Below are 16109 nucleotides of genomic sequence, written 5' to 3' on the forward strand. Positions count from 1 at the left end.
ACCAACTAGCTAATGCGCCGCGGGCCCATCTGTAAGTGACAGCTTACGCCGCCTTTTAAACTTCTTATTATGCAATAAAAAGTATTATCCGGTATTAGCTCACGTTTCCGCGAGTTATCCCAGTCTTACAGGTAGGTTGCCCACGTGTTACTCACCCGTCCGCCGCTCTTTCCACTACTTTCATCCCCAAAGGGATGGAAGTAGCTTCCAGCGCTCGACTTGCATGTATTAGGCACGCCGCCAGCGTTCGTCCTGAGCCAAGATCAAACTCTCCAAAAAAGTTTGTCAGAATGAACATCAATTCATTCTAATGTCTTAGCTTTTAGAAGTATTACCTTCTACTAATAATGAAAGAAAAACGAGTTTCTTTCTTGACATACTGGTTGTTTTGTTCAGTTTTCAAACAGCAAATTTTTATTACTTCCAAAGAAGCAACTTTTATACTTTAGCATAATTAAAAATAAATGTCAACAACATTATTTACTCTGTGGGTTAATTTAAGTTAATTATGCCAGGAAATTAATACTATCACTTTGTCGAATAAAAGTCAATAGAGTAAAACTTTTATATATTAACTCTTTTTATGAAGCAATTAATCGCTTAAAGTGACCGTGAAAATATAATACTATTTCCCATAAATAAAGTCAATAAAATTTATTATGGAAAAAACTTGCAATTAAAATTATATAAACGAACAAGTGTATATGAATGTATATCAAAGCACAATCTAAATAGTAGGAGAATAAATAGTAGGAGAATAAAAATGACATTCTTAAAGTTAATATTAATTACTTTGTTAACAATCCAACCAACCTTAACTGCTAATGGCTTAGCAAAAGAAAAAGATGCCGTAATTATAAACACCTATCAAGCGGATGTTACTGGTGATGGTTTATTAGAAGATATCGATTTAATGGGAGTTCCTTTCTCTAATAGTGGCGACTATTATCATAACGTATGGGCTGAGGTAAAAAGTAAAAACCGAGATAACGAAAGATGGCAAATTAATTATGGTGATGGTTACGAACCGCAAATTCAGTTTATTGATGCAAACCATGATAATGTGCAAGATATTTTATACCAGAGTTCTTCTGACAAAAAACATATGAGCAAACAAAAATTGCATACCTTTGCTTCCAATAAATTATTTGAAATTTCTCTTCCTAAACTTGATTATGTTTCCGGTAAATTTGCAGATGATTACAGAGCAGACCTTAAAATAACGCCTAATGCAAAGCCCATACAAATAAATCTACAAAACCATTCCGATACTTACATCCAATCTGGTGTATACAGTATAGACGGTAAATTAAAAAAATCTAAATCTTTATTATTAAATGCTCCACACTACTATGAGGTTGTAAAATTAACTGATGATAAAGGCTATGGTTTACGGAGTTATAAACGGGTAAGTGGTATTTCAAATGAAGACCATTTAGGCACGATAGAATCCTTATGGTATTACACCGATGGAAAATGGATTGTGCTGCAATCTGAATGGAAAGATTCAAATCGTTTAGATTGAATGAGAAAAAGGATTTCTTCCCAATTTGGAAGAAATCCTTTTTCTTATATTAGTTAGCCACAATGTTGACTAACTTTCCAGGAACCACGATTACTTTTCGAATCGTTTTTCCTTCTAACCATTTTTGGATTATTTCATCCTCAAGTGCTAATTTTTCAAGTTCATCTTTAGAAATATCTTTAGATACACTGATCTTAGAACGAACTTTCCCCAATACCTGAATAGCTACCTCGACCTCTTCTTCAATCATTTTTGACTCGTCATAAGTAGGCCATGCTACATAAGCAATTGTGTTATTATTACCTAATTTTTCCCACAGTTCCTCAGATATATGCGGTGCAATTGGGGAAAGAAGCTTAATAAAACCTTCTACATATTCTTTTGGTAGCTTATCTGCTTTATAACCTTCGTTAACGAAAACCATCATTTGGGAAATGGCGGTATTAAAATGTAGATTTTCAAAGTCCACAGTTACCTTTTTAACAGTTTCATTATAGACTTTATCTAGGTTAGGATTATTTTCATCAACAATTTTCTCTGACAATGTGCCATTATCATCATTTACAAATAAGCGCCATACACGATCCAAGAAACGTCTTGCTCCATCTAAACCATTTGTAGACCATGCTACAGATGCATCTAACGGACCCATAAACATTTCATATAATCTTAATGTGTCTGCCCCATGAGAGCTTACAATATCATCAGGGTTAACTACATTCCCTTTTGATTTACTCATTTTTTCGTTTCCTTCACCAAGAATCATTCCTTGGTTAAATAACTTCTGAAATGGTTCCTTAGTAGGGACTACACCAATGTCGTAAAGGAATTTATGCCAGAACCGAGCGTACAGTAAATGGAGTACAGCATGCTCTGCCCCACCTATATAAATATCCACTGGCATCCATTCTTTTAAAGCCTCATAGTCGGCTAATTTTTCTGAGTTGTTAGGGTCAACATAACGTAAGAAATACCACGAACTTCCTGCCCACTGCGGCATTGTATTCGTTTCACGGCGCCCTTTCTTACCTGTTTCTGGATCTACCACATTAACCCAGTCTTCATTATTAGCAAGTGGAGACTCACCAGTTCCTGACGGTTTAATTTCAGACATTTTCGGTAATTCCAGTGGTAATTCCTCTTCCGGAACAGCTGACATTGTCCCATCTTCCCAATGAATGATAGGAATTGGTTCACCCCAGTAACGTTGTCTAGCAAACAACCAGTCACGGAGACGGTACGTTATTTTCTTTTCACCTTTTCCATTTTCCTCTAGCCATTCAATTGCTTTTGTAATAGCTTCTTCTTTACTCAATCCATTTAAGAAATCAGAGTTCACATGTTCACCGTCACCAGTATATGCTTCTTTCGTGACGTCGCCTCCTGCAACAACCTCTAGTATTGGCAGGTCAAATTTTTTGGCAAATTCATAGTCTCGTTCATCATGGGCTGGAACCGCCATAATCGCACCTGTTCCATAAGACATTAAAACATAATCCGCTACCCATATTGGGACTTTCTTATTATTTACTGGATTAATCGCATATGCACCTGTGAAAACACCAGTTTTGTCTTTAGCTAAATCGGTACGTTCTAAATCTGATTTTTTTTGAACTTCGTCTAAATACGCTTCAACCTGCCCTTTTTGATCAACGGTAGCAATTTCCTTAACATATGGATGCTCTGGTGCTAGTACTGCATATGTTGCTCCAAACAGAGTATCCGGTCGAGTCGTAAAGACAACAAAATCTTTTTCAGCATGACCATCAATCTTAAATGTTACTTCAGCACCTTCTGACTTCCCGATCCAGTTACGTTGCATTTCTTTTAGACTTTCCGGCCAATCTAGGTCATCTAAGTCTTCCAATAAACGGTCAGCATAAGCAGTAATTCGAAGCATCCACTGCTTCATCGGCTTACGAATTACTGGGTGGCCTCCTCGTTCACTCTTACCATCGATTACTTCCTCATTTGCAAGTACTGTTCCTAGGGCTGGACACCAGTTTACTGGTACTTCATCTATATAAGCAAGCCCTTTTTCATATAATTTAAGGAAAATCCATTGCGTCCATTTATAATAGTTAGGATCAGTCGTATTGATTTCACGATCCCAATCATAAGAGAAGCCAAGTTCTTGGATTTGTCGTTTAAACGTTTGAATGTTCTTTTCTGTGAATTCTGCTGGACTATTTCCTGTATCAATCGCATATTGCTCAGCCGGCAGCCCAAAAGCATCCCACCCCATCGGATGAAGCACTTCATACCCTTGCATACGCTTCATACGTGATAATATATCTGTTGCTGTATACCCTTCAGGGTGTCCTACGTGAAGCCCTGCTCCCGATGGATATGGAAACATATCTAATGCGTAAAATTTCTCTTTTTTAGAATATGTATCTGTTTTAAATGTTTTATTTTCTTCCCAATAGGTTTGCCATTTCTTCTCAATACTCCGATGATCAAAACTCAAAATAATTTCCTCCTTATTTATGCAATAAAAAAAGCCACTCATCCCTTAAATCAGGGACGAGAAGCTTGGCTTTTCCCGCGGTACCACCCAAATTAACGTACAAATGGTTTAACGTTCACTTTAGTCTTTAACGCAGAGTTACGGCAGGGACTACTAATAAATTCGCACCCGCAACAAAGAAGGTGAGTTCATAAAGTTTTAAGCGATAGTTTCCACCAACCACTACCTCTCTATGCCTTAAAAACAGTTACTACTAATCCCTCTTTTAGTTATTGTCATATTATATCGAAATTATAAAGAATAGTACCATCTTTGTCAATACATTCAAAATATATACTTATATGCTAAAATATATGGTGGAGCGAGTAATTGGAGCCCAGGAATAGAATATTTATACTTTCTATTCTGCCAGGTAATGGTACGAAATTAATGAGTTACAGTGAGGCGATAATATGTTAGAAGGAATTCTTAAGTTTTCTCATCATTTATTAGAATCATCCGTTTGTGAAGGCGAACTAGTGATTGACGCAACATGCGGAAATGGAAATGATACGCTTTTTTTGAGTAAATTAGTTGGAAAAAATGGCCATGTCCTAGCTTTTGATATTCAAGAAAAGGCTATTGTAAATACAAGAGAAACATTAATAAATAATGGAATTTCTAATGTTTCTCTTATTCATGACAGTCATGCCAATCTCAAGGATTATTTGTTGAAAGAGGAAAATCAAACAATAGGTGGTGCTATTTTCAACCTTGGCTATTTACCTAGAAGTGACAAAAAAGTTATAACAAAGCCTGAATCAACAATTACTGCCATCGATACTATGATTAATTCCTTAAAACAAAATGGGTTAATTGTTTTAGTCGTTTACCATGGACATGAAGGTGGTAAAGAGGAAAAAGAAGCAATATTGAAACATGCAATTAAGTTAGATCAAAAAGAATATAATGTTTTACAATATGGGTTTATTAATCAAAAAAATAATCCACCATTTATTATCGCAATACAAAAAAAGTGAGATGTAACTTTATTTTTCATCTCACTTTTTTTAAAACTTTATCCCACTCGATGACTTTTATTAAATTTATAGTACATTTTTGTATTCCAGTGAAAGAACCTTGCTGTCATTCCACTATATTCTAATAATGCCTTTTTAATTTTTTCTCCACTATGCAACGTCTTTACTTTTTCGTCTCCTAAATAGAGCCCAACTAATCCACGGTATACCATTCTATGGAATGATAAATGAGGTAAGGTTTGAATTCTTTCTTCCGTTTGTTTTATAAAATAAACAAAACGCTCTTTCATCTCTTCATCATCTTTATAGAAACTACAAAAGTTTAAGTCCCCCTCCACTAAATCCTCCTTTTGATCGATGAAATAATCTAATAAGATATGTAAACCTTGCATATACGGAAAGTAACTTTGAAATATTTTGTTAGCAAGTTCCTTACTCATCCCCCCTGCCATTGCATAAGAAACGATACAAAACAATCCCAACGTAGAGCCTGTAGCGGCTGCAAATTCATACCAATTCAATGTTGGTGTTTTGTTCTTATTAGTATTAAACCATTTTGTTAGCCTTGGCACACGTTCATTCAATTGCACATGTTTATGAATTTGTAGTGATGCATACATGGATTCGAGTCTATTTAATTGTTCGTGAATGATTTCCATATTATCTATAGAGAGAAGTGCTTGTTGACATGTTTGAACTAGCTCATTTAAATAATCCCCATCGTTTTGGTCTTCTCGCAATTTGTAATAATTTTTACCTTTATTTCCTGGGGTTATAGCATCTTCCATAGATAAATGTAAAAGTTCAAAATCATTTGGATCAAGCGATGTACTTCGATCACATAAATTATCCAAATAATCACTTATCGTTTGATAGGCTACGATAAATCGTAATGCTACCTTCCATTTATCTCCAGCAAGAAGAGAGAACACTGCTCCCCCTAAACAATGAAACCTTTTCGAATGAATACTATTTAATGCTTGTGTTCTCAACTCTTTATTCGGTATTTGTTTAGCCAATGTTTCCCATTTGAATAGCTCTGCATTTACAGCAGGAAATATTTTCAGGTAGACGATTGTCATTAAGCTTAAAGAACTAGTTGGTATATAAGACAATCCTTTTCCTCCGTTCTTTTTTCCAGAGAAAAAAGTGTAAACTTCCTTCTCCTACATAAGTTCAATCGAAGCATTCGCTCAACCTAATGGCGAACATCACGATTTTTAACCACACTTATTTTGTTATTTGCTATACTCATTATATCAACATTGACGAACAGATTAAAATTTATAACATATTAGGGGGAGCATAGGATGATAGGAGAATACATGGGAAATAAACCGAAAATTCATGATTCCGCATTTATCGCAAAAAATGCGGTCATCATTGGTGATGTTACAATTGAGGAAGAAACTAGTATATGGTTCCATACCGTTATCCGCGGGGATGTTGCACCAACGTATATTGGTAAACGTGTAAGTATTCAAGATCTATCTATGTTACATCAAAGTCCGAACATGCCATTAATAGTAGAGAATGATGTTACAGTTGGACATCAAGTTACACTACATTCTGCAATTATTAGAAAAAATGCTTTAATTGGAATGGGATCTATTATTTTGGATGGAGCAGAAATTGGAGAAAATGCTTTTGTAGGTGCTGGTAGTCTAGTTCCTCCAGGAAAGAAAATACCGCCGAATACACTCGTAATGGGGCGCCCAGCAAAAATCGTCCGCGAACTAACAGAAGAAGATTACCAAGAAATGGAACGTGTTAGAAAGTCTTATGTTGAAAAAGGGAAATATTATAAGGAAAATACCGACTTAGGATAACAAAACAAAAAAGTCACCTAGTTGAAATGCACCTAACTTATTGGTCATCTCTTCTACGTGACTTTTACTCTATTTTATGATAGCTATTAATTCTTCTACTTTATCTGTTCTTTCCCACGGAAATTGAATATCTGTTCTACCAAAATGTCCATATGCTGCTGTATTTTTGAAAATTGGTTTTCTCAAATCAAGCATATTAATAATACCCGCTGGACGTAAATCAAAGATTTGTCGAACAGCGTTTACTAAATCCATTTCCGAAACTTTCCCTGTATCAAACGTATCAATGGAAATAGAGACAGGTTCCGCAACACCGATAGCATAAGCTAATTGAACTTCACAAGATTTCGCAAGTCCCGCTGCCACGATATTTTTCGCTACATAACGAGCAGCATATGCAGCCGAACGGTCCACTTTTGTCGAATCTTTTCCACTAAATGCTCCCCCACCATGTCTTGCATATCCACCATACGTATCGACTATAATTTTTCTACCAGTTAAACCAACGTCGCCCTGTGGTCCCCCAACAACGAATCTACCGGTTGGATTAATAAAGTATTTAGTGTGATCATCTAGTAATTCTTCAGGCACTATAGGGAGTATTACTTGTTCTTTCAAGTCTTTTTCAATTTGTACTTGAGTTACTTCAGGATGATGCTGTGTAGAAATAACAATCGTGTCAATGCGGACCGGATTATTGTTTTCATCGTATTCAATGGTAACTTGTGTCTTACCGTCCGGACGCAAATAATCTACTATATTATCTTTACGAACATCCGCTAAACGTTTGGATAATTTATGTGCTAAGGAGATTGGTAAAGGCATAAGTTCCTCTGTCTCATCACAAGCAAAACCAAACATTAATCCTTGATCTCCCGCTCCAATTGCAGAAATTTCCTCATCGCTCATTGTACCTTCACGGGCTTCTAACGCTTTGTCTACTCCCATTGCAATATCAGGAGATTGTTCATCTATCGCTGTTAAAACAGCACAAGTATCTGCATCAAATCCATATTTAGCTCTTGTGTATCCAATCTCTTTTACTGTTTTTCTTACAATTGCTGGGATGTCTACATAGGTACTAGTAGTAATTTCACCGGCCACTAATACGAGACCGGTAGTTACAGTAGTCTCACAAGCAACTCTTGCATTGGGATCATTTTTAATAATTTCATCTAATATAGCATCTGAAATTTGATCTGACATTTTATCTGGATGCCCTTCTGTTACAGATTCAGATGTAAATAAACGATTTTCGGCCATTAGGCTCATTCTCTCCTTTAAATATGTTACGGAACTCTTTTCATTCTAATAGATTAAAGAACTTCTTTAAAATTAATTTTATATTCTATTTAGAAGCATTGGAGAAGCCATTACTATTTATACAATAAAAGGAACTATTTCTTCTTTAAAAGCAAAAAATCCCTAACCTACATTGAGGAAAGGGTGCGGTCCTTTCACTCTTATTGTTCAAGGAATGATCCTTGCTTCAGGTGAGCACCTTTTCACAAGCGTGTGAGGTTGCTGGGCTTCATAGGGTCTGTCCCTCCACCAACTCGAAATAAGAGAGTTTCCGTTCAGTGTTTATGGTAACGAAATGTGTGATTAATGTCAATAACTTTTATCACACATACGATGAAAGAAATAAAATTTTCTAAACAAAAATTAATTATTTTTTTTATCCTAACCTTTAGCAAATTCAACTAAAATTAACTTCAAATAGTATGGACTATTTTTATATATGTGTTATACTAATAATCGAATTAAACGAAAAATATGATTTTTTATTATTTTCATTAGGATGTAATTAATTATAAAGCGGGGGAATTTTTTATGAAAATGGCGGAAAGAACATTATGGAAAGATTTACTTCATCAACACGAAAACATCAAAGAGAATTTATCTGAACCACAATTAGTGGAGCGTATTTTAGGTAGGGGCGAGGCAGTTTTAAGTGAAACAGGGGCAGTTCGCGCAACAACTGGAAAATATACCGGTAGATCCCCTGGTGATAAATTTATTGTTCGTGATGGAGTATGTGAAGCTACTATTAATTGGGGGGCAGTTAATCAACCTATTGAAGAAAAATATTTTGATACTTTATATGAGAAAGTGATTGATTATTTAAAAGGAAAAGATGAAATATATTCTTTCAAAGGATTTGCTGGAGCGGATAAAAAATATCGCTTACCAATTCAAGTAATTAATGAGTTTGCTTGGCACAACCTATTTTCCCGTCAGTTATTTATAAAACCACAACAAGATGAATTAGATAAGCATCAAAGTGAATTTACCGTTATTTCGGCACCAAATTTTAAAGCAGATCCAAGTGTAGATGGAACAAATTCTGAAACTTTTATTATTATTTCATTTAAGAAGAGAATTGTTCTTATTGGCGGAACGGAGTATGCTGGAGAAATTAAGAAATCTATTTTCTCGGTTATGAACTATCTACTTCCAAAACAAGACGTATTATCTATGCATTGCTCCGCAAACGTAGGTAAAGAAGGAGACGTCGCTCTATTCTTTGGACTTTCTGGCACAGGAAAAACAACACTATCTGCAGATCCATACCGTCGATTAATCGGGGATGATGAACATGGTTGGAGTCCTAATGGAGTATTTAATATCGAAGGTGGTTGCTACGCAAAATGTATTAACCTTTCAGAAGAAAAAGAACCACAAATATACAATGCGATTCGCTTTGGTTCCGTACTTGAAAATGTAATATTAGATGAAAACACAAGAATGCCAAACTATGACGATACCTCTCTTACAGAGAATACTAGGGCAGCGTATTCCTTAGAGAATATCGATAATATTATCTCACCAAGTGTTGCGGGCCATCCAAATACGATTATATTTTTAACGGCTGACGCATCTGGTACGTTGCCACCTATTAGTAAACTAACAAAAGAGCAGGCTATGTATCATTTCTTAAGCGGATATACTAGCAAACTTGCTGGAACAGAACGAGGTGTAACAGAGCCGCAAGCAACTTTCTCTACGTGCTTTGGTTCCCCTTTCTTACCATTAGCTCCTTCTAAATATGCTGAAATGCTAGGAGATAAAATTGATCAATTCAATGCAAAAGTGTTTTTAGTTAATACCGGCTGGACAGGTGGGTCATATGGAATAGGAAACCGCATGAAGCTTTCTTACACACGTGCGATGATTCATTCCGCTTTAGAAGGTGAACTTAATAATGTAGAAACGATTCAAGATGAAGTATTTGGCTTAAATATCCCACTTCATATTCCTGGGGTTCCTGATGAAGTGTTGGTACCAAAACAAACTTGGGAAGATAAAGCGGCATATGACAGAGCGGCAAAAGAATTAGCTTTAAAATTCCACGAAAACTTCAAGCAATTCACTCATGCATCTGATGATATTAAGGATGCGGGGCCACTATTTAAATAATATATTTACTAATAAATCGATCTCTATTTTGGGATCGATTTTTTTGCCGTTAGGAAAGAAAAACTTTAGTTTAAATAGGCAATCACACAATTTTCCCCTAGGCATAAACTATGGAAGAAAGATAATTTCAAATGAAAGGGTCGAGTAATATGAGAAAGATTAAAGGCTTTGCTTTGTTGTCCATCGGTTTACTTATCTTTCTTTCGGCTTGTAGTACAGGTGGAACATCCAAAATCAGTATCGGAGAAGTAACAAGATCTGTTTTCTATACACCAATGTACGTAGCGCTGGAAGAAGGTTTTTTTGAAGAAGAAGGCCTAGAAGTTGACCTGCAAACAACATGGGGCGGAGACACTACCATGACTACGTTATTATCTGATGGAATTGATATAGCACTAGTAGGGGCAGAAACTTCCATTTATGTCTATGCACAAGATTCAAAGGACTATGCGATTAACTTTGCTCAACTCACACAAACAGACGGTACATTCTTAGTTGCAAAAGAAGAAAAACCTGATTTTACTTGGGAAGATTTAAGAGGAGAAAACTTTCTCGGACAACGAGTTGGCGGAATGCCTCAGATGGTTGGAGAATACGTACTGAAAAAACATGGCGTGGACCCTCATGCAGACGTTAATTTAGACCAAAGTGTTGATTTTGCAAACATACCAAGTGCATTTGCTTCAGGTGATTATGAATATGTACAGTTATTCGAACCAACAGCAAGTGTTTTTGAACGTGAAGGGACTGGACATATAGTAGCTTCCTTTGGTGAAGAATCCGGCACCGTTCCTTATACAGGATTTATGGCTAAGCAGAGTTATATGGATGAGAATGAAGAAACCGTACTGAAATTTACCAAAGCATTATACAAAGCTCAACAATGGGTTGAAGAAACAGATGCAATGACCCTCGCTGAAATAGTTTCTCCATACTTTGAAGATACCGATATCGAATTATTAGCTTCTTCCATTGAGCGCTATAAAGACCAAGACTCTTTTGCAACGGATCCCATTTTAGATAAAGAAGAATGGGAACAACTGAAAACCATCATGAATGAAGCTGGTGAGCTTCCTGAGGATGTCCCTTATGAAGAGTTAGTGAATACGGAATTTGCTGAAAAAGTAATGAACGATTAAGGAGGAAATCGCGTGTCATTTCTAACATTGGATCATGTATCACACCACTACTTTTCTAAAGACGGCTATACTAAAGCACTTCATGACATATCATTTTCCTTAAAAGAAGGTGAGTTTGTTTCATTACTTGGACCAAGTGGTTGCGGGAAGTCAACCATACTATCTATTATAGCTGGTATTATGAAACAAACAGAAGGTAAAGTGTTGCTTGAAAATAAAGAAGTTCAAGAATCAGAACTTGCTATCGGATATATGTTACAACAAGATTATCTCTTTCCATGGAAAAAAATTATTGATAACGTGTTACTTGGGCCTAAAATCCATAAAAAAACAACAGTTGAATTAAAGGAAACTGCTATTGAACTTTTACAAGAAGTTGGCTTAAAAGGGGTTCAAGATCAATATCCAACTTCATTGTCAGGTGGTATGAGACAACGTGTAGCACTAGTTAGAACTCTTATCTATGACCCTAAAATTCTTCTTCTAGATGAACCATTTTCAGCATTAGATTATCAAACAAAACTTAAATTAGAAGATTTAGTTGGTAAACTATTAAAAAGTTATCATAAAACAGCTATTCTCGTTACTCATGATATCGGTGAAGCAATAGCGATGAGTGACCGAATTCTAGTAATGAATGCGAATCCAGGAAGTATTGCTAAAGTATTTGAAGTCCCAATTGAAATTCGCCAAACTACCCCACTTGATGCAAGAAAACATCCAAAATTCCAACCACTATTTGATAAAATATGGGATGAACTTGACAGTAGAGAAGGTGAAAAGAAATGAAAAATGATCAGCAATTATTCGAAAGCTTTCTAAAGGAAAGACAAAAAGAAAGGAAAATTGTTTTTATATGGCAAGTTTTCATTCTTATCGCCTTCTTTGCATTATGGGAAATAGCGAGTCGTTTGTATTGGATTGATCCGTTACTATTTAGCTCGCCAAGCCGGATTTTCTCCTCTTTAATAAGTAGAATTGCGAATGGATCGATGTTTACCCATTTATCTGTAACGTTATTTGAAACAATCTTAGGTTTCATCATAGGTACCCTTGGCGGAATTTTACTGGCAACATTACTCTGGTCCTTTACACGCTTTTCTAAAATTATGGATCCTTATATAGTCGTCTTAAACGCAATGCCTAAAGTGGCGTTGGGGCCAATCATTATCGTTGCTCTCGGACCAGGGTATTTATCTATTATAGCAATGGGATTCCTTGTATCCGTAATTATTACCACACTAAATATTTTCTCGGCGTATAATGAGGTAGACCCTAATTATTCCAAAGTTTTGCAAAGCTTTGGAGCAACGAGATGGCAATGTTTTAAAGAGGCTGTATTTCCAGCCACTATGCCAACTATGATCTCAACATTAAAAGTAAATGTCGGATTGTCATGGGTTGGAGTAATTGTTGGGGAATATTTAGTTTCGAAACAAGGTCTCGGTTATTTAATTATTTACGGATTCCAAGTATTTGACTTTACTCTTGTTATGTCCAGCCTCGTACTTATCGCTATACTTGCAGCAATCATGTACAAAGTAGTGGAAAGAATCGAACGATGGTTAATCAAACATTCCCATTAATTTATAAATAGAAGCTCGGATTACTCCAAGCTTCTATTTGTCATAACATGATTCTGAATCCATTCTAAGCTAGAATCTAATACGGAATCCTTCATGATAAAACTATACTTTTCATTTATCCTGACATTTGAAGGAATTTCGTTTAAAAGTACTGGACCTTCTGTCTCAAAATAATGATCTTGTTCAACAAGCTTTTCAACAGTAGCAAAATACACATTCTTTATCACGTAATCACTTTTACCATCCACATAATATTGCCCGACATAAGATATATCTTTCACAATTCCGCCAGTTTCTTCCTTAATTTCGCGGATTGCGGCTTCTTCTGCATTTTCTCCTTTTTCAACCTTGCCACCCGGGAACTCCAGCCCTCTTTCTTTATGCCTCGTTAAAAGCCATTGGTTATTATAACGACATATAATCCAAACGTGCTTAGGATTTTTAGAAAATGGATGGTCTTCATAGGAAAAGGTAACCTCGTTATTATAAAAATCTCTAAATGTTTTCAAAAATTTCAACTGCCTTTTTTCATAACCTACTAACAATGTGTAATACTACTAATTTTCCAATCGCCATCATAAGTTAATTCTATTTCAATCATGTAATCCCCATACAAATCTACCTGGTTTTTCTGAGTTAGAATTACTTTCTTCTCATTTAATTGCTCCATTCTATATTCATTTTCAGCAATAAACCAAGGCGGAGTCTCCGTAGGCACAATATAAAGCCCATCATCTTCTTCCTCGTAGTAAAAATCAACATACGGCATTGCAACTTCTCTCGTAGTTATTCTTTCAAATTCTTTTAACAATTCCTCTTTAGTATTAACACCGATTACTTTTTCCTTTACATTAGTTGGCTGCACTAATATATTCATAAACTCATTCGTTATAAAAACTATATCCTCATGCGTTAACTGTTTATTCACTCTTTCGTCTTCTATTTCAGTAGATAAAGTTGCAAGTTGCTGCTCTTTAGCCGCTACAGGTAAAATACTTTCATTTGTAATACTCAGGAGAAGTATAATTATTCCTGCGATTAAAACGCCTAGAAATATAGTTATTTTCTTCATGTTGTATCCCCCTTAGCATTATTATTTAAACTATTCCTTTTTATCTAGGGGGTTAAACATCATGAAGATGAAGGAATTGCAATTGACAGATAAGTCTGTTTTCTACAGGATAACATATTTTCCCTATTTTTTACATATTATTTTCATTTAAAATTCCCATACTTTCAATATGTTCACGTGTTTTTTTATTTCCTAGTTCATGAAGCATTTGAAATACCTCTAACATATTATTGTCATATCTGTCGTTTGAATCATCATGATGATATTCTAAAAACGGAACATGTGCACGAAAAAACGTACCTACCCCTGCATCATGCATATTATCAAATTTTCTACGTAGATTACTTATCTCCATTTCTGTAGCACTTATCTCAAAATAGCCACTTCGATCATGTGGGCGATGTGAGATTTCACCCTCCCCCACACTTACATAATATTTGTTTTTTTCCATCCGGAACACCTCCTAATACTAATTTGGCTTCCTATTAGGAAAGTATTCTAAATGATAAGCTTTTTTATTAGTATAAAGTATCAATTATTGTACTATCTTCTCCATTCAAGTAGCTTACTTCTTACTAGTTTATTGGAAGCATTCCTAGGTAATTCCTCTACAAAGTGAATTTCTTTTGGAATTTTATATTTTGCTAATCTTTGACGCAAAAATGAAAAAATCTCTGAAGCCGTTACATCTTGCTTCTGCTTTACAATAAAAGCGATTGGAACTTGACCCCATATTTCGTCTGCTAATCCGGTAACTCCAACTTCCTTAATTTGTTCCATTCCGGACAATACACTTTCAATCTCAGAAGGATAGATATTCTCTCCGCCAGAAATGATAAGATCCTTCCTACGATCTACTACATATAAAAATCCGTCATTATCTAAATATCCCAAATCACCAGTTCTGAGCCAACCGTTATAAAGAGATTTTTTATTTGCCTCTTCATTTTTATAATAACCTTTCGTTACCATCGGACCTTTGACGATAATCTCCCCAATAGAATCTTCATTTCCTCCATCAATCTGAAGTTGTGCTGGAAAAAGGGCCTTTCCTGCCGATCCTATTTTTTCTAAAGCATCTTGTGGACTTAACGTAACGATTTGTGATGATGTTTCCGTCATTCCATACGATTGAAAAACCGGAATCCCTTTTTCTTTCGCCTTTTCCAATAATGGTTTTGGTGCCGGACCACCACCAAGTAACATACACCGTAATGTACTAGGATAATAATCCTCCCCTAATTTGTTTAATAACTTTTGAACCATCATCGTAACGACAGAAACAATTGTAACACCCTTAGACAGGATAGCATCATGAACCTTTTCCACTTCAAATTTCTCTAACACATAAATTGGCATGCCATAAATTAAACTTTTTATAGAGGTAGATAGACCACTCACGTGAAAAATTGGTAAAGGAATAAGCCATTTATCCTCGTTATTCAAACCTAAATTAAGAGCAGATCCAATTGCACTCCACCAATGATTTCCATATGTATGGAGTACTCCCTTAGGAAAACCTGTCGTACCCGATGTATAAATAATGGTAAAAACTTCTTCCAAATCGAGTTCCGTTTTTAAAGGTATTTTTTCTTCATGTAATACATTTATTTCGGTAAAACTTTTCACCATCGAAACTTCAATTTGGCTCGCACTCATTTTGTACTCATCCGAAGTTAACAAGATAGAAACATTTGCATCTTTTAATTGAAATTCTAATTCCGGTCGTGTAAGCCTCACATTTAACAGAACACCAATCGCCCCTAAATAACTTAAAGCATGAATAGCAACAATCATTTCTATGCTATTGCCAGATAAAATTCCGACGTGCGTCCCTTCCCCTACATTTAATTTAGTCAGTTTTCTAGCAAAACGCTGACTTGCTTCTTTCAATTGTTTAAACGTATAAGTCTCGCCGTACTCCATTTCAATTGCGATTTGATTTGGAGCAAGATCAGCCTGTTTTGTCAACCAATGTGGAATTATTTCCGACATATTCATGTTCCTTTCTATTTAAATTAAATATATTAGAAAACTTGGCATTCGCCG

General features: G+C 35.6%; 14 protein-coding genes, 1 rRNA gene, 1 riboswitch and 1 other annotated feature. Of the genes, 7 read left to right on the forward strand and 8 right to left on the reverse strand.

Annotated elements, in window-relative coordinates; translation table 11 throughout:
* Positions 1-279 (reverse strand): 16S ribosomal RNA (locus tag A9178_RS04230); the annotation flags it as partial.
* 484 nt (positions 280-763) lie between these two features.
* Here A9178_RS04230 and A9178_RS04235 point away from each other — a divergent pair.
* Positions 764-1525 (forward strand): hypothetical protein, encoded by a 762-nt coding sequence (locus A9178_RS04235; RefSeq protein ID WP_068672728.1) that lies wholly within the window; start codon positions 764-766, stop codon positions 1523-1525.
* Positions 1526-1574: 49 nt separating this feature from the next.
* Here A9178_RS04235 and leuS read toward each other — a convergent pair whose 3' ends face one another.
* Complete coding sequence (gene leuS, locus A9178_RS04240; protein WP_068672729.1) at positions 1575-3995, reverse strand: leucine--tRNA ligase; 2421 nt, start codon at positions 3993-3995, stop codon at positions 1575-1577.
* A 49-nt stretch (positions 3996-4044) separates the two neighbouring features.
* Positions 4045-4271: a binding site (T-box leader), on the reverse strand.
* A 176-nt stretch (positions 4272-4447) separates the two neighbouring features.
* Between leuS and mnmM the strand changes: the two genes are divergently transcribed.
* Positions 4448-5014: a tRNA 5-(aminomethyl)-2-thiouridylate-methyltransferase MnmM gene (gene mnmM, locus A9178_RS04245; protein WP_068672730.1), complete on the forward strand. Its 567-nt coding sequence runs from the start codon at positions 4448-4450 to the stop codon at positions 5012-5014.
* A 38-nt stretch (positions 5015-5052) separates the two neighbouring features.
* On the opposite strand, the gene A9178_RS04250 is transcribed toward mnmM, so the two are convergent.
* Positions 5053-6129, reverse strand: coding sequence for a tetraprenyl-beta-curcumene synthase family protein (locus A9178_RS04250; protein ID WP_304439143.1), 1077 nt, complete (start codon positions 6127-6129; stop codon positions 5053-5055).
* Between the two features lie 195 nt (positions 6130-6324).
* Here A9178_RS04250 and A9178_RS04255 point away from each other — a divergent pair, with 195 nt between their 5' ends.
* Positions 6325-6843 carry a gamma carbonic anhydrase gene (locus A9178_RS04255; protein WP_068672731.1) on the forward strand — a complete coding sequence of 173 codons (519 nt, stop codon included), beginning with the start codon at positions 6325-6327 and terminating at the stop codon, positions 6841-6843.
* A gap of 69 nt (positions 6844-6912) precedes the next feature.
* Here the strand turns inward: A9178_RS04255 and metK are convergent, their stop codons facing one another.
* Positions 6913-8106 carry a methionine adenosyltransferase gene (gene metK / locus A9178_RS04260; RefSeq protein WP_068672732.1) on the reverse strand — a complete coding sequence of 398 codons (1194 nt, stop codon included), beginning with the start codon at positions 8104-8106 and terminating at the stop codon, positions 6913-6915.
* A gap of 197 nt (positions 8107-8303) precedes the next feature.
* Positions 8304-8411: riboswitch (SAM riboswitch) on the reverse strand.
* Between the two features lie 271 nt (positions 8412-8682).
* On the opposite strand from metK, the gene pckA reads away from it, so the two are divergent.
* The 4 genes from pckA to A9178_RS04280 all read left to right on the forward strand — a co-directional run bounded on the left by pckA (position 8683) and on the right by A9178_RS04280 (position 12988).
* On the forward strand, positions 8683-10263 hold the full coding sequence (gene pckA / locus A9178_RS04265) for a phosphoenolpyruvate carboxykinase (ATP) (protein ID WP_068673577.1): 1581 nt from the start codon (positions 8683-8685) through the stop codon (positions 10261-10263).
* Positions 10264-10412: 149 nt separating this feature from the next.
* Positions 10413-11402, forward strand: coding sequence for an ABC transporter substrate-binding protein (locus A9178_RS04270; protein WP_068672734.1), 990 nt, complete (start codon positions 10413-10415; stop codon positions 11400-11402).
* Positions 11403-11414: 12 nt separating this feature from the next.
* On the forward strand, positions 11415-12191 hold the full coding sequence (locus A9178_RS04275; RefSeq protein WP_068672736.1) for an ABC transporter ATP-binding protein: 777 nt from the start codon (positions 11415-11417) through the stop codon (positions 12189-12191).
* Positions 12188-12988, forward strand: a complete 801-nt coding sequence (locus A9178_RS04280; protein WP_068672738.1) for an ABC transporter permease — start codon at positions 12188-12190, stop codon at positions 12986-12988. The genes A9178_RS04275 and A9178_RS04280 overlap by 4 nt, the downstream gene beginning before the upstream one ends.
* Before the next feature lie 20 nt (positions 12989-13008).
* Here A9178_RS04280 and ytkD read toward each other — a convergent pair whose 3' ends face one another.
* The 4 genes from ytkD to A9178_RS04300 form a co-directional block, all read right to left on the reverse strand.
* On the reverse strand, positions 13009-13497 hold the full coding sequence (ytkD, locus tag A9178_RS04285; RefSeq protein ID WP_068673579.1) for an RNA deprotection pyrophosphohydrolase: 489 nt from the start codon (positions 13495-13497) through the stop codon (positions 13009-13011).
* 29 nt (positions 13498-13526) lie between these two features.
* The gene (locus A9178_RS04290) at positions 13527-14060 is read right to left on the reverse strand and encodes a hypothetical protein (RefSeq protein WP_068672740.1); all 534 of its coding nucleotides are present in this window, start codon (positions 14058-14060) and stop codon (positions 13527-13529) included.
* Positions 14061-14190: 130 nt separating this feature from the next.
* Positions 14191-14511, reverse strand: coding sequence for a hydrolase (locus A9178_RS04295; RefSeq protein WP_068672742.1), 321 nt, complete (start codon positions 14509-14511; stop codon positions 14191-14193).
* A 92-nt stretch (positions 14512-14603) separates the two neighbouring features.
* The gene (locus A9178_RS04300) at positions 14604-16055 is read right to left on the reverse strand and encodes an o-succinylbenzoate--CoA ligase (protein ID WP_068672743.1); all 1452 of its coding nucleotides are present in this window, start codon (positions 16053-16055) and stop codon (positions 14604-14606) included.
* Positions 16056-16109 lie beyond the last annotated feature (54 nt).

Source organism: Oceanobacillus sp. Castelsardo (assembly GCF_001659985.1).
GTDB lineage: Bacteria > Bacillota > Bacilli > Bacillales > Amphibacillaceae > Oceanobacillus.